This is a genomic window from Georgenia thermotolerans (genome assembly GCF_009193185.1).
GTDB classification, from domain to species: domain Bacteria; phylum Actinomycetota; class Actinomycetes; order Actinomycetales; family Actinomycetaceae; genus Georgenia; species Georgenia thermotolerans.
This window is the reverse complement of the sequence record NZ_VUKF01000011.1, coordinates 1-17,915: the sequence shown is the minus strand read 5'-3', so window position 1 is coordinate 17,915 and position 17,915 is coordinate 1. Positions and strand designations below refer to the sequence as shown.

Here is a 17,915-nt window from a genome sequence, read left to right as displayed (position 1 = left end):
GACGATCATGCGGCCGCACCCGGGATCGATCACCCGGTGACGCGGCCCTAGGTCACGCAGCGATGAGGTGCAGCGCCCGGGCCCGGCGCACTGCCTCGTTGCGCCGGGACACCGCCAGCTTGCGGAGGATATTGCGCACATGGGTGCGGACGGTGTTCACCGAGACGAACATGACCCCGGCGATCTCCTCGGTCGTCAGCAGCTCGGCGAGGTGCCCGAGCACCTCGAGCTCCTTGGGGGTGAGGGGCTCGATCGGACCGTCGCCGCCGTCGACGGTAGGGGTCGGCGTCGTGCTAGCAGCCCGTGCACCGGGCCCGTCTCGGGTGTCGCGACCCTGTCGCGTCGTAGCGGACCGCTTGCCGTCCGGGGGCGCGGTCGCGGTGGGGTTGAGCCACCCGTGCTGCCCGGCGAGATCGCCGCTCGCTCGCAGCAGTCGGCGGACGTCGGCGGGAGCCTCGTAGAACGGTCGCCTGAGCGTCTCCGGCGCCGCGAGCCGGAGCGAGCGTCCGAGCGCACGATGGGCCGCTCGTTCGTCCCCCAGGCCGAGGCGGCGGGACGCCTCGATGAGCCAGAGGTCGACCCGGGCCGCGAGGGTGGTCCCCTCGTCCAGCGGGGCGAGGTCGGTCACGTCCGCCCCGGTCGCCAGCTGGGCCCGGCTCGCCACGAGCGCCGCCTCCGGGAGCCTCGCGTCGGCCACGTCGGCCACGACGCGCAGGGCCTGCGCCGGCTCCCCGGTGACGATGTCGAGGATGGCGACCTCGACGCGGATCCGGTCGCGCACCCACTCGGGCAGGGGCGCCGCGGTGAGGGCGTCCTCGAGGACCCGCCGGGCACCCTCCATGTCACCCCGGGCGCGGCGCGCGCGGGCGGTGACGACGGCGAACATCGCCCACGGCAGGGGATCGTCGCCGGCCGTGACGGCCTCGGCCGCCCGCGCCAGGTGGCGGCGCGCGGCCCGGAGGTCGTACGCCTCCGTGCGCGCCCAGGCCAGGGCGATCTCCGCCGCGCAGGGCCCGTACCGCGCCGGGATCGCCGCACGCTGCCGCAGCGCCAGCGATCGGTCGGCCAGCTCCGTGGCGCGCTGCAGCTGTCCGCGCAGGGCGGCGACGAGGGCGAGCTGGCCCAGGCTGTCGATGACCGGCCACGCCGTCTCCGGCCCGCCACGTCCTGCGCGGTCGACGCACGCGGTGAACGCCTCGACCGCGTCGTCGAGCCGCCCGGCCAGCAGCTGTGCCACGCCCTTGCCCCAGGCGAGCAGGGCAACGGCGTCCCGCCGCTCGGGGCGCTCGGGAATCTGGTCGATCAGGCCCTCGGCGCTCCGGAGCGCCGAGAGCGCGGCTCCCGCGTCACCGGCGAGACGGGCCTCGAACCCCTGCAGCAGGCCGAGGGAGAGCTGGGCCGCCGGCGGGAGCGGCACACCCGCGAAGGCCTCCCGGGCCCGCTCCAGGTGGGATGCCGCGGCGGACGCGTCGCGGGCGAGGACGGCCTGCGCCGCGCGCACGAGGGAGACGTGCGGACCCTCCGCCTCGTCGGGAAGGTCGGCGAGCAGCGCGCGCAGCTGGCCGGGCCGCCGCTCGGCCAGGAGCCGGATCACGACGAACTTCTCGACCGCGTACCTGCAGCCGTCGTCCCAGGCGCCGCCCGCCATCGCGTGGCGGACCGCCTCGACGGGAAGGTCGTTGGTGGCCAGCCAGCGGGCGGCGACCCGGTCGAGGGCTGCCACCTGTTCGGGGGTCTCGTAGGCCAGCTGGGCGCGCAGCAGCTCGCGGAAGAGCGGGTGGAGGCGGTAGGTGCCCGGGTGATCGGGGATCTCGTCGAGGAAGACGTTGTCCCGAGCCAGCCGGTCGAGGTCGCGCCGGGCACGTGGTCCCGCGAGCGCCTCGACCAGGCCGGGCCGGAGCAGGTCCACGATGCTCGTGCTGAGCAGCGTTGCTCGGACCTGCGGCGGCTGGGCGTCGAGCACCTCCGCGAGCAGGTAGTCGGCCACCGTCCCGCGTTCGCCCGTCAGCGCCCGGGCGGCGGCTTCCTGGTCGTCGCTCCGGGAGAGGGCGAGGGCGGCGAAGCGCAGCCCGGCCGCCCAGCCTCGCGTCCGGGTCATGACGGACTCCATCGCCGCCGCGGAGAGGTGGACCCCGGCCCGGCCGAGCAGGACCCGCGCCTCGCCGGTCGTGAAGGCGAGGTCGGCCATCCGGACCTCGACCACCGAGCGGTCGAGCCGGTAGCGGTGGAGCGGGAGCATCGGGTCCGCCCTGGTCAGGAGCAGGAGCCGCAACCCTCCGGCGGCGCGCCTGAGGAGGAGCTCGAGCCCGGTCGCCGCGTCCGGCGGGAGCGTGGTCTCGCAGTCGAGGACGAGGGTGACCGGCGCCGGGCGGGAGGCGACGGCGGCGGCCAGGGAGGTGAGGAAGGGGCGCGTGCTCTCGGGGTCGCCGGTCCCCGGCGGCTCGTCGGCCAGGTCGACGCCGTGCCCGTGCAGCGCCTGGAGGACGAGGGGCCACAGCGCGCCGTCCCGGAGGTCGTCGCCGTCGACGGTCACCCACGCCGTCGGCCCCGCGCTTCGGGCCGCCCAGGAGGCGGCGAGGACCGTCTTCCCCGTCCCGGCGGGTGCGCTGACGAGCGTCAGGGGGACCTCGACGCCGTCGTCGAGCAGGCCGCGCAGGCGCGGTCGGTCCACCGCGCCATGCGGTAGTGCCGGGACGGTGAGCCGCGGGTCGGCGGCTCCGCGCCGTCCGGTCGCGTCTCCGGGACCGGGGGCGGAGGATGCGTTGACCCGTGCACTCATCCCGCGCACCTCCGCGGCCTCCTGGCCGATCGGTGGCACCGGGCCCTCGTGGACCGGCCGACCTCTGTGAGCGGCAGGGGGACGCAACCGTGTGAGAACTGCAGTTCTTTTCCATTATGCGACACGTGTCGAGGACGTGGGAGCCCCCTGACCCCGCCACGGCGCGGCCGCCTCCCTCGTCCCGCACGGGTGACGTGCCGCCGCTCCTGTCGTCCCAAGGTGGGAGGGACGACCTGCCCGGCCCGCGGAGCGGGGAACGTCCTGACGGGAGGGGCGATGGCATGGACCATGACCCTCCGGCTCCCACCGTCTACGAGATCCGCCTGCGCGGCACGGTTCCCGACTCGGCGGTCGAAGAGCTGGGGGCCGTCACGGTGACGCCGTCGCCGGCCGCGACGGTGCTCGTCGGCGCGGTTGCCGACCAGGCGGAGCTGTTCGGGCTGCTGGCGCGGTTGCGTGCGCTGTGCCTCGACGTCGTCGAGGTGCGACGGGTGCACGCGCCGGTGCCCGGGTCGTCGGCGTGAACGCATTCATCCGCGCCAGACGACGCGGGGCGCCGTTCCGCCGCGCGACGGTAGCACCGACACGGGCGGGGCGCCGGCACCGGCGGGACGCAGGCAGGAGGGACGATCATGGACGACCGTGAGCAGCTGGGGGAGGACCGTGAGCTCCAGCAGGATCGCGAGCAGCTCGATCAGATGGGCCCCATCGACTACCTGGTGGTGGAGTTTCCCGGCAACCGCATGACGGGGGAGGCCTTCCCGCTGCTGGTCGACCTGGTCGACCGCGGGCTCATCCGCATCTTCGACTTCGTCTTCGTCCGCAAGGAGCTGGACGGCTCGGTGATCGGCATGAGCCTGAGCGATGTGGACCGGGACGGTCAGCTGGACCTGAAGGTGTTCGAGGGGGCGTCCTCCGGGCTGGTCGGCGGTGACGACCTCGAGGAGGTCGGGAAGATCATCGAGCCCGGGAGCTCGGCGGGGATCCTCGTGTACGAGAACGTCTGGGCAGGGCCGTTCGCCTCGGCGGTCCGGAGGTCCGGTGGCCAGCTCGTGGCCAGCGGGAGGATCCCGGTGCAGGCGGTGCTCGCAAGGCTCGACGAGGCTGAGAAGGCTGCCTGAGGCCGAGGGCCGCAGGCCTGAGTGAGAGGAAGGACCATGCCTGGACTGCTTCGCGGGGTCGCGAAGACCGCCGTGGTGGCCGGTACGGCGACCGCCGTGTCCAACCGGGTCTCGCGCCGGCAGGAGGGACGTTGGGCAGCGCAGGAACAGCAGCAGTACGCGCCCCAGCAGCAGTACGCGCCTCCGCCGCAGCAGTACGCCCAGCCGCCGCAGCAGTATGCGCCGGAGCAGGCGCAGCAGCCGGTGAGCCCGCCCGGCGACGACATGGACGCCAAGATCGCCCAGCTCAAGGAGCTCGCCGCCCTCAGGGACCAGGGTGTGCTCAACAACTATGAGTTCGAGACCCAGAAGAGGGCGATCCTCGGCCCCTGAGGGACGCGTGCGGCCCGGCGGCTGACGCCCAGGAAGGACGACGCCGATGAGCGCCACGTCCCAGCTCGGCGCAGACGAGCGTCGGGAGCTCGAGCGACTGCGCGCCGAGGTGGCCGCGCTCCGGACCGAGCAGGCGGCCGGGGTGGCCGCGCCGGCGCGGCGCCGGCATCCCGGCCGCCTCCGCAACGTCGGTGCCACGCTGGTGGTCATCCTGGGCTGCATCCTCGCGCCGCTGTCCGTGGTCTCGACGTGGCTCGCCACCCAGGTGACGGACACCGACGCCTACGTCCAGACGGTTGCCCCGGTCATCGACAACCCCGGGCTGCAGAAGGCGATGGCCGACCAGATCACCGCCGCGGTCTTCGACGCGCTCGACGTCCAGGGCGTGACCACGCAGGCGCTGACGGCCGTCGCCGGCCAGACCGACCTGCCCGCGCCCCTCAAGGCGAAGGTGGAGGGCCTCGCCGCGCCGATCACCAGCGGGGTCCAGGGGTTCCTCACCACCCAGGTCAACACCGTCGTCGCCTCCCCGCAGTTCGCGCAGGTCTGGGTCGAGGCCAACCGCGCCGCGCACCAGGCGCTGGTCAACCTCCTCACCGGCAAGCAGGGCGGGGCCGTCCAGGTGAGCAACGGCACCGTCAGCGTCGACCTCGCCCCGTTCATCGACCTGGTCAAGACCCGCCTCGTCGACCGCGGCATCACGATCGCCGGGCAGATTCCCGAGATTCACAAGTCCTTCGTCATCTACCAGTCGGACACCCTCGCCCAGAACGTCGCGGCGGCGCAGACGGCCTTCTCGGTGCTGAGCACCCTCGGGACGGCGCTGCCGATCGTCACGCTCGTCGTGCTCGCGGCGGGCGTCTTCCTCGCGCCGCGGCACCGCCGAGCCCTGGTCGGCGTCGGGCTCGGCGTGGCCGCCTCGATGATCGTGCTCGCCCTGGCGATCATGTTCGTCCGCTCGGTCTACCTCGGGGCCGTGAACCCCGACGTGCTCCCGCGCGGGGCCGCCGCGGCGGTGTTCGACACGCTGGTGCGCTTCCTGCGCACGGGGCTACGGACCGTCTTCGTCGTCGCGGTGATCGTCACCGCCCTGGCCTACCTGACCGGCCCCTCGGCGGCGGCGGTGGGCCTGCGCCGGGCGCTCGCCTCCGGCACGGACCGCATCCGCCGGTTGCGCGGCACGCCGGGCGGGCTCGCCGGCGAACGCGTGGGCGGACCGCTCGCCACGTACCGGCACGTCATCCGGGTCGTGGTCGTCGCCCTCGCCGCCCTGGTCATCCTGCTCCTCGACCGCCCGACGCCGGGCGCCGTCCTCCTCGTCGTCGTCATCGCCGGGCTGCTCCTGGTGATCGCCGAGGTGTTCAGCAACCCGCCGGCGCAGCCCGCCATGGCGGAGGCGTCGACCGGGGCTGCCGCCGGTCAGGCCGGTGCGACGGGGGCCGCGGAGGAGACTGGCCCGACGGGTGGGACGGCTTCGGCCGAGGCGGCCGGCCCGGCAGAAGGCACCGACGGGCCCCCCAACGCCGAGGGCACGGACGGGCCGCCCAGGGGCGGCCCGGACCGGAGCTCGACCACGCCGACCCGGCCGCCGCCGTCGGACTGATCGGGTCAGTCCACCCCGAGCAGCTTGCGCAGCCGGGCGACGTGCCCGGTGGCCTTGACGTTGTACTGCGCCAGGGTGACCGCGCCGTCCGCGCCCACCACGACGGTGGAGCGGATGACCCCGGTGTAGGTGCGCCCGTAGTTCTTCTTCTCGCCCCAGGCGCCGTAGGCCTCCAGCACCTGGTGCTCGGTGTCCGAGGCCAGGGGGAAGGTCAGGGCCTCGTCGGCGGCGAACTTCGCGAGCTTCTCCACGCCGTCGGGCGAGACGCCGACGACGGCGTAGCCGGCGCCCTGGAGGGAGGCGAGGCTGTCGCGGAAGTCGCACGCCTCCTTGGTGCACCCGGGGGTGGCGGCGGCGGGGTAGAAGTACACGACGACGCCCTGGTCGGCGGACTTGCGCAGGTCGGCGAGGGAGACCTCCCCGCCGTCGGCGGTGGGCAGGGTGAAGTCCGGGGCGAGGTCGCCTGGTTCGAGACGCGGCACGAGGGGCTCCGTTTCTAGGACTGGGTGGGGGCGGGCTGGTCGATCCCGAGGTCGCGGCGCAGCGCGGCGACGTGGCCGACGGGGTCGACGTCGTACTGGGCGCTGCGCAGCGTGCCGTCCGGGTTGACCACGAAAGTGGAGCGGTGGACGGCGTCGAAGGTGCGCCCGCCGAAGGTCACCGGCCCCCACGTGCCGTACGCCTCGGCGACGGCGTGGTCGCGGTCGGAGGCGAGCGGGAAGGTGAGGTGCTGGTCGGCGGCGAAGGCCTCGAGGTCCTCGAGCGGGTCGGCCGAGATGCCCACGACGGCGTAGCCGGCGCCGCTCAGGGCGGCGAGGTTGTCCCGGAAGTCGCAGGCCTCGGTGGTGCAGCCGGGTGTGGCGGCCTTGGGATAGAAGTAGACGATCACGCCGCGGTCGCCGCGGGCCAGGAGGTCGGCGAGGGAGACCTCGCCGCCGCCGGCGACCGGCAGGGTGAAGTCGGGGGCTAGCGTGGCCGGCTGCAGACGGGTCATCTTCGGCTCCAGGTCGTCGGGCGGGTCGCCATCATCTTCGCACCATCGGACATAGTTCGACGGTTATGCCCGGCGGGGAGGCGGGAACCAGACCGCCATTCCGATCGTGGCCGGGGTGGCATCCCGGGCGTGCGCGGGCGGCGGCGTCAGCCGTCGTGGGCGTGCGGGCGGTGCGGCGCGCGGATGCGGTGGGGCCCTAGGTGCGGCTCCCTCGGGGAACGGGGCGTGGGCACGGCCGCGGGCGCGACAGTCGCCGCGGGTAGGACCGGCGCGGCAGACAGGATCCGGACAACGGTCAGCCCCGTGATGGTCTGGGTCAGCATGATCCCCGCCAGCACGACGAGCTGGAACCGGGCCGCCTCGACCGGGTTGGCGCCGCCGAACAGCGCGCCGACGAACGCCCCGGGCAGGGTCACCAGGCCGGTGGAGCGGGTCTGGTCGATGGTGGGCAGCAGCGCCTCGTGGACGGCGCGGCGGGCGATGTCGGCAAAGGCGGTGCCCGGCGGGGCGCCAAGGGCGAGCCAGCCCTCCACCTCGCCGGAGCGGGCCAGGGCCATGGTCCGGAAGTTGCGCCCCGACAGGGTGGCGGCGGACATGGAGTTGCCGATGAGGATCCCGCCGACGGCGACGATGTTGCGCGCGTCGAAGGGCACCAGGCCCAGCGCCAGGACGAGGCCGGTGGCGGCGAGGCCGCCCGCGAGCACCCCGGCCAGGGCCGCCCGGCGCCCGGCCCACAGCTCGTGCAGGCGGGCGCCGGAGGTGAGGGACGCCGTCGTGAGCATGAGGGCGACGAACGCGACGACGAGCGCGGGGAAGGTGAACACGCCGCGCAGCACCAGGGCGATGACGCCGAGCTGCAGCGTCGCGCGCAGCACGGCCGTGAGGGGACGCACCCCGAGCGGCAACCGCCGCCAGTGCTGCAGCCCGATGGTCAGGGCCACGAGCACGGCCAGGCCGACCGCGGTGCGCACGAGCAGGGCGATCTCCGCGGAATTCACGAGGCCTCCTCCCTGCGGCGGCTCACACCACGCCGGTGCCGAGGAGCGCCCCGCTACGGTACGTCGCGGCGCGGGAGGCGCGCACCGCCGGCGCCCCGGGCCGCCGCACCGGGCGCGCGGCCCCCAAGGGCAGACGGCGTTGTGCGTGGCGCGGACGCCCAGCACGCGGCACCCTTGGCGCACGGCGAGGACGCCGTGGGGACGAGCACCGACGGAGGCGCGATGAGCACCCAGCAGGCTGCGGCACGGATCCCGTCTTTCCCCGCGCTCGAGGGGCGCTCGCTGCTCGGCGAGCCGGTGGCCCTGCCGGCCGGGCTGCCGGCCGAGCGGACCCTGGTGCTAGTGGCCTTCCAGCGCTGGCAGCAGCCGGTGGTCGACGGCTGGCTCTCCCGGGCGGTGGCGGGCGGCGTGCCGTCCACCCCGCACGGCGCGCCGAGACCCATGCCCGTCGCCGTCGTCGAGCTGGCGGTGCTGTCGATCGGGTGGAAGCCGGCGCGCCGCTTCATCGAGGGCGGGATGGTCGCCTCCAGCCGCGACCCGGAGGTTCTCGCCCGCACGATCACCGTCTTCACCGACGTCTCCGCGTTCCGACGGCGGCTGCAGATCCCGTCGACGGAGGAGGTGCACGCCCTGGTCGTCGATCGTGGGGGAGCGGTGCTGGCGCGGGCGCGCGGCGAGGTCGACGCGGAGACGTGGGCCGCCGTCGCCGTCGCGCTGAAGTGATTGCGGCCGGCTCGCGATCCCGGGCGTCGGCCGCACGAACGATCCCGGGCGTCGGCCGCACGAAAAATCCCCGCCCTGCACAGCAGGACGGGGACCGTCTGTACACCGCCTGGGACTCGAACCCAGAACCCACTGATTAAGAGTCAGTTGCTCTGCCAATTGAGCTAGCGGTGCTCGGCGCCTTGCCGCGTGGCATCCCGGCGCGAGATATGACTTTAGCGCACGGGTCGCGGGCCCTCAAAGCCGGGGCCCGGCGCCGGGGCGTGACATCCGGCACAGCGGCGCCCCGCGGCTGACCTGGGCCGCGACCCCGCCACCCCGGATCCCGTGGCCGCCCGCCGGCGGCCGCCCCGCTCAGCGCGGGAAGGCGCAGGCCTCCGCCACGGTCGCCACCACCTGGGGCCGGCCGGGTGCCGCGGGCCGGGCGCCGTCCTCCCAGGCGGCGCCGGTGAGGACGCCGGCGGCCGACAGCGCGGCGGCCTCGGCGGCGGTGAAGACGCGCGAGCGGGTGAGGAAGCGCACCCCCTCCGGGCTCTCGAGGCTGAAGCCCGCCCCGCGGCCGGGGACGACGTCGAGGACGAGCTGGGTGTGCTGCCACAGGTCGAACTGCGGGCCGGAGATCCACACCGGCACCCCGTCCGCATCGCTGGGTGCGTCAGCGCGCACCTCGCCGACCTCCAGGCGCAGGTCGAGCACCCCGAGCAGCACGTCCCGGTCGCCCACGAGGAACTCGCCCTGGGGGTAGCACATCGGCGACGAGCCGTCGCAGCAGCCCCCGGACTGGTGCATCATCAGCGGCCCGTGCCGCTCGCGCAGCGTGCGCAGCAGCTCCATCGCCGCCGGCAGGGCCACCACGCGCGGCTCGGGCGGTGCGTCGGCCGCGGGGGCCGGCATCCCGGCGGCGGCCGGGTGTTCCGTCGTGGACATCGTCGTCCCCTCCGATCGGGTCTCTGCCGAGGTGTCCGGCCGGGACTGACGGGTGCCGGGCGCCCGGGGCGTGGACGAGGCCCCGGGCGCCCGGCACCCGCAGCCGGTTAGAAGAACCCCTGCGCGCCGGCGGCGTAGGAGACCAGCAGGTTCTTGGTCTGCTGGTAGTGCTCGAGCATCATCAGGTGGTTCTCGCGGCCCACCCCCGAGTTCTTGTACCCGCCGAAGGCCGCGTGCGCGGGGTACTGGTGGTAGGTGTTCGTCCACACCCGCCCGGCCTGGATGTCCCGGCCGGCCCGGTAGGCGACGTCGATGTCGCGCGACCACACGCCGGCGCCCAGCCCGTACAGGGTGTCGTTGGCGATGCGGATCGCGTCGTCGTAGTCCTTGAACGTCGTCACGGCCAGCACCGGCCCGAAGATCTCCTCCTGGAAGATCCGCATGGAGTTCTCGCCCTTGAACACCGTGGGCTGGATGTAGAAGCCGCCCGCGATGCCCTCGACGGAGTCGACCTCGCCGCCGATGAGCACCTCGGCGCCCTCCTGCTTGCCGATGTCGAGGTAGCTGCGGATCTTCTCGAACTGGTCCGAGGACGCCTGGGCGCCGATCATCGTCTCGGTGTTGAGCGGGTTGCCCCGCTTGACCGCCCGGGTGCGCGCGATCGCCAGGTCGATGAACTCGTCGTAGATCGACTCGTGGATGAGGGCACGCGAGGGGCACGTGCACACCTCGCCCTGGTTGAACGCGAACATCGTGAAGCCCTCGAGCGCCTTGTCGCGGAAGCCGTCGTCGGCGCGCATGACGTCGTCGAAGAAGATGTTCGGGGACTTCCCGCCCAGCTCGAGCGTGACCGGGATGAGGTTCTGGGAGGCGTACTGCATGATCAGCCGGCCCGTGGTGGTCTCGCCGGTGAAGGCGATCTTGCGGATGCGCGGGGAGGAGGCCAGCGGCCGGCCGGCCTCGGTGCCGAAGCCGTTGACCACGTTGAGCACCCCGGCGGGCAGCAGGTCCCCGATGAGGGTCATGAGGTAGAGGATCGACGCCGGGGTCTGCTCGGCGGGCTTGAGCACGACGGCGTTGCCGGCGGCCAGCGCGGGCGCGAGCTTCCACGTGGCCATGAGGATGGGGAAGTTCCAGGGAATGATCTGCCCGACGACGCCCAGCGGCTCGTGGAAGTGATAGGCGACGGTGTCGTCGTCGAGCTGGGAGATCGAGCCCTCCTGGGCGCGGATCGCCCCGGCGAAGTAGCGGAAGTGGTCGACGGCGAGCGGGATGTCGGCGGCGAGGGTCTCGCGCACCGGCTTGCCGTTGTCCCAGGTCTCGGCGACGGCGAGCTTCTCGCGGTTCTCCTCGATCCGGTCGGCGATGAGGTTGAGGACCCGCGCCCGCTCGGCGGCGGAGGTCTTCCCCCACGCCGGCGCGGCCTTGTGCGCGGCGTCCAGGGCGAGCTCGATGTCCTCGGCGGTGCCGCGGGCCACCTCGCAGAACACCTCGCCGGTGACCGGGCTGGGGTTGCCGAAGTACTGGCCCTTGACCGGCGGCACCCACTCGCCGCCGATGTAGTTGTCGTAGCGCTTCTCGTAGCTCATGACGGCGCCCTCGGTGCCGGGGGCCGCGTAGGTGGTGCCGGAGGTCTCGGTCGTGGTGCTGCTCTCGGCCTGAAGGGTCATACCGTGCTCTCCCTGTCGTCCGCGGCTCGTCGCTGAGCCCGTTTCGGCCCCGGCTCGGCGGTGAGCGAGGCCCCGGCTCCTCGTCGAGCCGGCCCTTGCGACCTTAGGTGAGTTTGCGCCGTCCGAATAGTGGTATCCGGTAGGGGCGTCGGACGGCGCTCGTCAGCGGTGCAGCACCCGCCGGGCCAGGGAGTTGCCCACGAACTGCACCACCTGCACGAGCGCGACTATGACCAGCACGGTGATCCAGGTGACTGCCCAGTCGAAGCGCTGGTAGCCCTGGGTCAGCGCGAAGTCACCGAGGCCGCCGCCGCCGACGAGGCCGGCCAGCGCGGACATGTCGACCACCGCGACGAAGATGAAGGTGTAGCCGAGGATCAGCGGGGCGAGCGCCTCGGGGATGACGACGGTGAAGATGATTCGCAGCGGCGAGGCGCCCATGGAGCGGGCGGCCTCGATCATGCCGCGGTCGAGGGCGACGAGGTTCTGCTCGACGATCCGGGAGGTGGCGAACGAGGCCATGATCGCCGCCGGCACGATGAACGCCTCGGTGCCGATGCGCGAGCCGGTGATGGCGATCGTGACCGGCCCGACGGCGGTGAGGAAGATGACGAAGGGGATGGGCCGGATGAAGTTCACCAGCACGTTGAGCACGGTGAACACGGCCGTGTTCTGCAGCAGCCCGCCCCGGCGGGTGGTGTACAGCGCCAGGCCGAGCACGAGCCCGACGATGCCGCCGACGCCCATGGCGATGGCGACGATGTAGATCGTCTGCCCGAAGGCCTCGGCGAACTGGGGCCAGTTCTCCGCCCAGTCGAACTTCATCGCTTCAGCTCCTCGAGCTCGGGGTACTCCTGCACGGTCGTGTACCCGCCCAGGTCGGCCAGCGCCCGCCGGATGGCCTCGTCCTCCCCGGTCAGGGCCAGGGTCAGGGAGCCGAAGGGCCGCTCGCCGATCTCGGTGATGCCGCCGTAGACGATGGCGCCGTCGACCTCGTGCTCGCCGAGGGTGCGCATGAGCCGCGCGGAGGAGCCGGTGTCCTCCTGGATGCCCACGGTGACCAGGGTCCCGGGGTGGGTGGCGGCCAGCCGCGCCAGCACCTCCGGGCTGGGGCGGTCGCGCAGGGAGGTGCCGACGAAGCGGCGGGTGACGTCCTGGCGGGGGCGGGAGAAGACGTCGTAGACCTCGCCCAGCTCGACCACGCGGCCGCGCTCCATGACGGCCACCCGGCGGCACAGGTACTTGACGACGTCCATCTCGTGGGTGATGACGACGATCGTGATGCCCAGCTCGGCGTTGACGCGGCGCAGCAGCCCGAGGATGTCGCGGGTGGTCTCGGGGTCGAGGGCGGACGTGGCCTCGTCGGCGAGGAGGATCTTCGGCTCGCTGGCCAGCGCCCGGGCGATGCCCACGCGCTGCTTCTGCCCGCCCGAGAGCTGGGTGGGGCGGGCGCGGGCCTTGTCCGCCAGGCCCACGAAGGACAGCAGCTCGGCCACCCGGGCCTCGCGCCGGGCCTTGTCCCAGCCGGCCACGCGCAACGGGTAGGCCACGTTCTCGGCGACCGTCTTGGAGGGGAAGAGGTTGAACTGCTGGAAGATCATCCCGATCTCGGGGCGCACCTCCCGCAGCTGCTTCTCGCGCATGGCCGAGATCTCGGCGCCGTCGACCACCAGCCGTCCCGAGGTGACGGTCTCCAGGCCGTTGATCAGCCGCACGAGCGTCGACTTGCCGGCGCCGGAGTAGCCGATGACCCCGAAGATCTCGCCCCGGTCGATGGACAGGGTGACGTCCTCGACGGCGTGCACGGCCCCCGGCCCCTCGCCGAAGCTCTTGTGCACGCCCTCGAGGCGGATGATCTCGCTCATGCGGTGTTAGTCCTGGTCGTCGTGGTGGTCGGGGCGGCCGACGGGTCAGGGCCGACGGCGGGACGCGCCCGCCGTCGGCCCTGACGCCGGGGTCACTTCAGGCTGCCCTGGACCTCCGTGAGGATGTCCTGCAGCTCGCTGGCCGGCTGGTCCGCGATGGAGGCCGTGCCGCCCGAGGCGTCCTTGACCGCCTCGGTCACGGACGGGTCGTGGAAGAGCTCGACGAGCTTGGTGTAGGTCGGGTTGTCGGCGTCCTCGGCCCGCGAGACCCAGACGTTGATGTACGGGCGCGCCCCCTCGGACTCGGCGCTGTCGGCGAACAGCGCGTCGTTGGCGTCCAGGCCGGCGTCCTTGAGGAAGTCGTTGTTGACGACGGAGGCGTCCACCGAGTCCAGCGCGACGACTGTCTGGTTCGCGTCCACCGGGGTGACCTTGACCTTGGAGGCCGCCGCGTCGATGTCGGCCGGCTGGGGCACGACGCCCGCGCCGTCCTTGAGCGTGATGAGCCCGGCCTCCTGCAGCACGAAGAGCGCCCGGGCCTGGTTGGTCACGTCGTTGGGGATGGCGATCTCCCCGCCCTGGGGGATCTCCTCGACGGACGTGTGCTTCTGGGAGTACAGGCCCAGCGGGTACACGGCCGTCGCCCCGATCGGGGTGAGGTCCTGGTTGTCGGCCTCGTTGTACTGGGCCAGGTACAGGATGTGCTGGAACTGGTTGAGGTCCAGGTCGCCGTCCGCGAGGGCGGGGTTGGGCTGGTTGTAGTCCGAGAAGTTCTGGATGTCGACGTAGATCCCCTCCTTCTCGGCGAGGTCCTTGAAGACCGGCCACTGGGGGTCGGAGGAGCCGACGACGCCGATCTTGACCGGGTTGTCCTCGCTGCCCTTCGCGGCGTCGGCGTTGGCGCCGCCACCGCAGGCGGCCAGCGTGAGGGCGAGGACGGCCGACGCCGCCAGGGCGGCGGCCCGGCGCAGGGGGTTCTTCATCCGTGGTCCTTCGTTCGTGTCCGGGCCCGCGCAGGTCGGTCCGGCGTGTGGGGGAGGGGCGCCCCAGCGGGCGTCATTGACGTCAAGCGTCGTCCGGTGTGTCGGCGCGAGCGACTTCGGACATCGAGTTTCTCAGGATCTGGACCGACCGTGACCACCCTGAGAGGCATCTCACGCCGCCCATGAGACGGACGGTTCCCGCTGTGAACCAGGTCCCTCCGCGGCCGCCGGGGTGCGGCCGCCGCCCGGTCCGGGCCGGGACGGGGCCGGGTGGCGCCGTTCCTTCGCGGCAGGGCGGCGACGGCGCGCGATACGTTTGCCCGGTGTCCAAGCCCATCGTGACCCTCGCCACCTGTGCAGCGCTGCCGAACCTCGACGAGGACGACGCCGCTCTGCCCGACGCCCTCGCCGCGCGCGGCATCGAACCCCGCATCGCCGTCTGGAACGACCCGGACGTCGACTGGTCCGCCGCCGGACTCGTCGTCCTGCGCTCGGTGCACGACTACGCCAGCCACCGCGAGGAGTTCCTCCGGTGGGCCGAGTCGGTGCCGAAGATCGTCAACCACCCCGACGTGCTGCGGTGGAACACCGACAAGCACTACATGATCGAGCTGGCCCACCGCGGCATGCCGATGATCCCCACGCTCTGGCTCGAGCCGGAGCAGAAGCTCAGCAAGCACCAGCTGCACACCCGGTTCCCGGCCGGCGGCGACTTCGTGGTCAAGCCCGCCATCTCCTCCGGCGCGCAGGACGCCGGGCGCTACACCGCGGTGGACGGCTACTCGCGCATGTCGGCCATCAACCACGCGGCGGAGCTGCTCGCCCAGGGCCGCAGCGTCATGGTGCAGCGCTACCTGGAGTCGGTGGACAAGCGCGGCGAGACGGCGCTGATCTACATGAACGGCCTCGTCTCCCACGCCGTGGAGAAGGAGGCCATGCTCCACGGCCCGTACCAGCCCGGGGAGGTCCCGCACGAGAGGGCCCGCGCCCGGCAGGCGACCGACGCCGAGTGGCGCCTGGGCGAGGAGGTCCGGGGCGCGATCCACTCCTACATCAAGAGCCGCCTGGGCCGCGACGAGCAGCTGACGTTCTGCCGCATCGACGTCGTCGAGGGGCCCAACGGGTCGATGAGCGTCATGGAGGTCTCCCTCGTGGACGCCTCGCTGTACCTGTCCACCACCCCGGGTGCCGTGGACAACTTCGCCGACGCCATCGCGGTGCGCGCGTTCTGGTGACGGACGCCGCCGTCGTCCCCCGGGGGCGACGGCGGCCGGCGCGCCGGGCGACGACGCCCGGCCGGTGCACGATGCGACGAGGGGCGGGTCCGTGACGGACCCGCCCCTCGCGTGCGGGGTGAGTAACGGGGCTTGAACCCGCGACCTCCTGGACCACAACCAGGCGCTCTACCAGCTGAGCTATACCCACCAAGAACCGCCGCGGCTGTCCGGCCGCAGCAGTCGTCAAGCATACCGGATGCTTGACGGGCCCCCGAACCGTCGCGCGGTGGTCTGGCTCACGTCCCGGCGGTCAGGCCCGGGCGGCGTCGTCCTGCGCCTGGCTGAGCCTGGCGATGGCCAGCGCCGACGACGTGGCGGTGACCTCCGCCGCCGCGGCCCGCGCGGAGGCGGTGTCCGGCCCGTCGCCGGCGGGGAAGAGGACGGCGCGGTAGTACCGCAGCTCGTCGATCGACTCGAGGATGTCCGCCAGGGCCCGGTGGCCGCCGTTCTTGGCGGGGGACTGGAAGTACGCCCGCGGGTACCAGCGGCGCGCGAGCTCCTTGACGGAGGAGACGTCGATGATCCGGTAGTGCAGGTGATCGACGAGCTCGGGCATGTCCCGGGCGAGGAAGGTGCGGTCCGTGCCGACCGAGTTGCCGGCCAGCGGCGCCTTGCGCGGCTCGGGCACCCACCGCTTGACGTAGTCGACGACGCGCCGCTGGGCCTCCTCCATCGTGAGCCCGTCGGGCAGCTCCTCGAGCAGGCCGGAGCTGGTGTGCATGGTGCGCACCACGTCGGCCATGTTCTCGACCGACCCGGGCGTCGGGGCGATGATCACGTCGATCCCGGCGTCCAGCGGGCGCAGCTCGGAGTCCGTCACGACGACCGCGACCTCGATGAGGGCGTCCCTCGTGAGGTCCAGCCCGGTCATCTCGCAGTCGATCCAGACGATGGCGTCCTGAGGTGCACTGTTACGGCTCACCCGCCCAGGGTAGTCGCGCGGCGCCGTCCCGCCCGCGGGTGCGCTGCCCGCGAGCCGGGCAGCATGGGGGCGTGGGCATCACAGAGTTCCTCCTGGCCCGGCTCGCCGAGGAGGAGGCGGCCGCCGGCCGGGACGGCGGCGACGACGACGCACGGCGGCCGCGCGGCTGGCACGACCCGGCGCGGGTGCGGGCCGAGTGCGCCGCGGTGCGGACGGTCCTGGGCCTGCACCAGCGGGCCGACGACATCTGGGGCTTCGACGGGTGCCTGGTGTGCGGCAACGTGGCCGACACCACGCACGGGTACCCGTGCCCGACCGTGCGGGTGCTGGCGGCCGTCTGGGACGGGCACCCGGACTACCGGGCCGAGTGGGCGCCGGGCAGGGGCGGCCACCACGTCGTCTGACGGGATGGCGGGATGGCGCGGGCGCGCCACGAGCGCCCCCGGCAGGACTCGAACCTGCAACCTACGGATTAGAAGGCCGTTGCTCTATCCATTGAGCTACGAGGGCAGACACCTCAGATTAGCGAACACCAGGGTCCCCTCAGGCCTCGGCGGGCGTGACCCAGGCCCCGATCCCCGCCCGGTCCGGGCCGCGCCGGGCCCGGTTGACCGGCCCCGGCGCGGGCGTATCCGACAATGGGCGTCGTGACCGCCCAGCCTGATGTGACCACCGAGGTGGACCCGCCCGAGGCGCCGGCCCCGCGCAGCGACGTCCTGGCCGACCTCGAGGCCGAGGTCGCCCGCACGCGCTTCCCGCTGGACCTGCCCGGCGCGGCCGACCTGCGCGCGCTGCGCGAGCAGGTCCTCACCCAGCTCGGCACGCGGCTGCTGCCGCGCCTGCAGCAACCCACCGCCCCGGCCGTCGTCGTGCTCGGCGGGTCCAGCGGCGCGGGCAAGTCCACGCTGCTCAACTCCGTCGTCGGCGCCGAGGTGAGCGCGGCGGGCGTGCTGCGCCCCACCACCCGCCGGCCCGTCGTCGCCGTCCACCCCGCCGACGCCCCGGCCGTGCAGGGCCAGCCGCTCGCCGAGCTCGCCGAGGTGGTCGTGCACGACGGCGTGCCGGAGGGGCTGGCCCTCCTCGACGCCCCCGACCTGGACTCGGTCCACGCGCCCAACCGCGCCCTCGGGGTCCAGCTGCTCGAGACGGCCGACCTGTGGGTGTTCGTCACCACCGCGGCCCGCTACGGCGACGCCATCCCGTGGCGCACCCTGACCGAGGCCGAGTCCCGCGGGATCACCACCGCGGTCGTCCTCAACCGGGTGCCCGCCGGCGTGCTGGCACCGGTGCGGGCCGACCTGCTCGCCCGGATGGACGGGCTCGGCCTGGGCTCCGCCCCGCTGTTCCTCATCCCCGACGTGGGCCCGCACGAGGGCCCGCTCCCCGCCGAGCGGGTCGCCGAGCTGGGCGGCTGGCTGCGGCTGGTCGCCCGGCGCCCGCAGTCGGTCGGCGTCGTGCGGCGCACCACCCGGCGCGGCTGGGCCTCGTTGCGCGAGGAGCTCTTCGCCCTCGCCACCGGCGCGGACGACCAGGTCGAGGCGCTCGCGGCGCTGCGCGCGGGCACCGAGCGGGCCCCGGACGCCGCCGTCACGGCGGTCCTCGGCGCCCTGCGCGAGGGGCGCGCCGCGGCCGGCGCGCCCACCACCCGGTGGCTCGCCGCCGCCTCCTCCGGTGGCCCGCT

Annotated in this window: 17 protein-coding genes, 3 tRNA genes and 1 pseudogene; 8 read left to right on the top strand and 13 right to left on the bottom strand. The window is 73.6% G+C overall.

Annotated elements, in window-relative coordinates; all coding sequences use genetic code 11:
• Positions 1-52 precede the first annotated feature (52 nt).
• Positions 53-2,671: a LuxR C-terminal-related transcriptional regulator gene (locus GD970_RS06855; protein WP_152202147.1), complete on the bottom strand. Its 2,619-nt coding sequence runs from the start codon at positions 2,669-2,671 to the stop codon at positions 53-55.
• Positions 2,672-3,060: 389 nt separating this feature from the next.
• Between GD970_RS06855 and GD970_RS06850 the strand changes: the two genes are divergently transcribed.
• The 4 genes from GD970_RS06850 to GD970_RS06835 all read left to right on the top strand — a co-directional run bounded on the left by GD970_RS06850 (position 3,061) and on the right by GD970_RS06835 (position 5,875).
• On the top strand, positions 3,061-3,303 hold the full coding sequence (locus GD970_RS06850; protein WP_152202146.1) for a hypothetical protein: 243 nt from the start codon (positions 3,061-3,063) through the stop codon (positions 3,301-3,303).
• 174 nt (positions 3,304-3,477) lie between these two features.
• Entirely contained in the window at positions 3,478-3,900 is a 423-nt protein-coding gene (locus GD970_RS06845) for a DUF6325 family protein (protein ID WP_152202217.1), read from the top strand.
• 36 nt (positions 3,901-3,936) lie between these two features.
• Positions 3,937-4,272: an SHOCT domain-containing protein gene (locus GD970_RS06840; RefSeq protein WP_152202145.1), complete on the top strand. Its 336-nt coding sequence runs from the start codon at positions 3,937-3,939 to the stop codon at positions 4,270-4,272.
• Between the two features lie 46 nt (positions 4,273-4,318).
• Positions 4,319-5,875 (top strand): hypothetical protein, encoded by a 1,557-nt coding sequence (locus tag GD970_RS06835; RefSeq protein WP_152202144.1) that lies wholly within the window; start codon positions 4,319-4,321, stop codon positions 5,873-5,875.
• A 5-nt stretch (positions 5,876-5,880) separates the two neighbouring features.
• Here the strand turns inward: GD970_RS06835 and bcp are convergent, their stop codons facing one another.
• The 3 genes from bcp to GD970_RS06820 form a co-directional block, all read right to left on the bottom strand.
• Positions 5,881-6,357, bottom strand: a complete 477-nt coding sequence (gene bcp / locus GD970_RS06830; protein ID WP_152202143.1) for a thioredoxin-dependent thiol peroxidase — start codon at positions 6,355-6,357, stop codon at positions 5,881-5,883.
• A gap of 14 nt (positions 6,358-6,371) precedes the next feature.
• On the bottom strand, positions 6,372-6,869 hold the full coding sequence (locus GD970_RS06825; RefSeq protein WP_152202142.1) for a peroxiredoxin: 498 nt from the start codon (positions 6,867-6,869) through the stop codon (positions 6,372-6,374).
• A 146-nt stretch (positions 6,870-7,015) separates the two neighbouring features.
• On the bottom strand, positions 7,016-7,867 hold the full coding sequence (locus tag GD970_RS06820) for an ABC transporter permease (RefSeq protein ID WP_226925204.1): 852 nt from the start codon (positions 7,865-7,867) through the stop codon (positions 7,016-7,018).
• A 222-nt stretch (positions 7,868-8,089) separates the two neighbouring features.
• Here GD970_RS06820 and GD970_RS06815 point away from each other — a divergent pair, with 222 nt between their 5' ends.
• Entirely contained in the window at positions 8,090-8,590 is a 501-nt protein-coding gene (locus GD970_RS06815; protein WP_152202141.1) for a hypothetical protein, read from the top strand.
• Between the two features lie 101 nt (positions 8,591-8,691).
• Here GD970_RS06815 and GD970_RS06810 read toward each other — a convergent pair.
• The 6 genes from GD970_RS06810 to GD970_RS06785 form a co-directional block, all read right to left on the bottom strand.
• Positions 8,692-8,764: transfer RNA gene (locus GD970_RS06810), tRNA-Lys, on the bottom strand.
• Between the two features lie 180 nt (positions 8,765-8,944).
• Entirely contained in the window at positions 8,945-9,517 is a 573-nt protein-coding gene (locus GD970_RS06805; RefSeq protein ID WP_152202140.1) for a DUF779 domain-containing protein, read from the bottom strand.
• Between the two features lie 107 nt (positions 9,518-9,624).
• Entirely contained in the window at positions 9,625-11,187 is a 1,563-nt protein-coding gene (exaC, locus tag GD970_RS06800) for an acetaldehyde dehydrogenase ExaC (RefSeq protein ID WP_152202139.1), read from the bottom strand.
• Between the two features lie 162 nt (positions 11,188-11,349).
• Positions 11,350-12,012: a methionine ABC transporter permease gene (locus GD970_RS06795; RefSeq protein WP_152202138.1), complete on the bottom strand. Its 663-nt coding sequence runs from the start codon at positions 12,010-12,012 to the stop codon at positions 11,350-11,352.
• A complete protein-coding gene (locus GD970_RS06790) occupies positions 12,009-13,052 on the bottom strand; it encodes a methionine ABC transporter ATP-binding protein (RefSeq protein WP_152202137.1) in 1,044 nt (347 codons plus the stop codon). The genes GD970_RS06795 and GD970_RS06790 overlap by 4 nt, the downstream gene beginning before the upstream one ends.
• Before the next feature lie 92 nt (positions 13,053-13,144).
• Positions 13,145-14,035, bottom strand: coding sequence for a MetQ/NlpA family ABC transporter substrate-binding protein (locus GD970_RS06785; RefSeq protein ID WP_152202136.1), 891 nt, complete (start codon positions 14,033-14,035; stop codon positions 13,145-13,147).
• A gap of 323 nt (positions 14,036-14,358) precedes the next feature.
• On the opposite strand from GD970_RS06785, the gene GD970_RS06780 reads away from it, so the two are divergent.
• Positions 14,359-15,270 carry an ATP-grasp domain-containing protein gene (locus GD970_RS06780; protein ID WP_152202135.1) on the top strand — a complete coding sequence of 304 codons (912 nt, stop codon included), beginning with the start codon at positions 14,359-14,361 and terminating at the stop codon, positions 15,268-15,270.
• 117 nt (positions 15,271-15,387) lie between these two features.
• On the opposite strand, the gene GD970_RS06775 is transcribed toward GD970_RS06780, so the two are convergent.
• Together GD970_RS06775 and orn are read right to left on the bottom strand one after the other, a co-directional pair.
• Positions 15,388-15,460: transfer RNA gene (locus tag GD970_RS06775), tRNA-His, on the bottom strand.
• Positions 15,461-15,562: 102 nt separating this feature from the next.
• Positions 15,563-16,234: an oligoribonuclease gene (orn, locus tag GD970_RS06770; RefSeq protein ID WP_152202134.1), complete on the bottom strand. Its 672-nt coding sequence runs from the start codon at positions 16,232-16,234 to the stop codon at positions 15,563-15,565.
• 71 nt (positions 16,235-16,305) lie between these two features.
• Between orn and GD970_RS06765 the strand changes: the two genes are divergently transcribed.
• Positions 16,306-16,638, top strand: a complete 333-nt coding sequence (locus tag GD970_RS06765) for a DUF6221 family protein (RefSeq protein WP_152202133.1) — start codon at positions 16,306-16,308, stop codon at positions 16,636-16,638.
• Positions 16,639-16,671: 33 nt separating this feature from the next.
• On the opposite strand, the gene GD970_RS06760 is transcribed toward GD970_RS06765, so the two are convergent.
• Positions 16,672-16,744, bottom strand: a tRNA-Arg gene (locus GD970_RS06760).
• Positions 16,745-16,881: 137 nt separating this feature from the next.
• On the opposite strand from GD970_RS06760, the pseudogene GD970_RS06755 reads away from it, so the two are divergent.
• A pseudogene (locus tag GD970_RS06755) lies at positions 16,882-17,915 on the top strand (GTPase domain-containing protein); the annotation flags it as partial.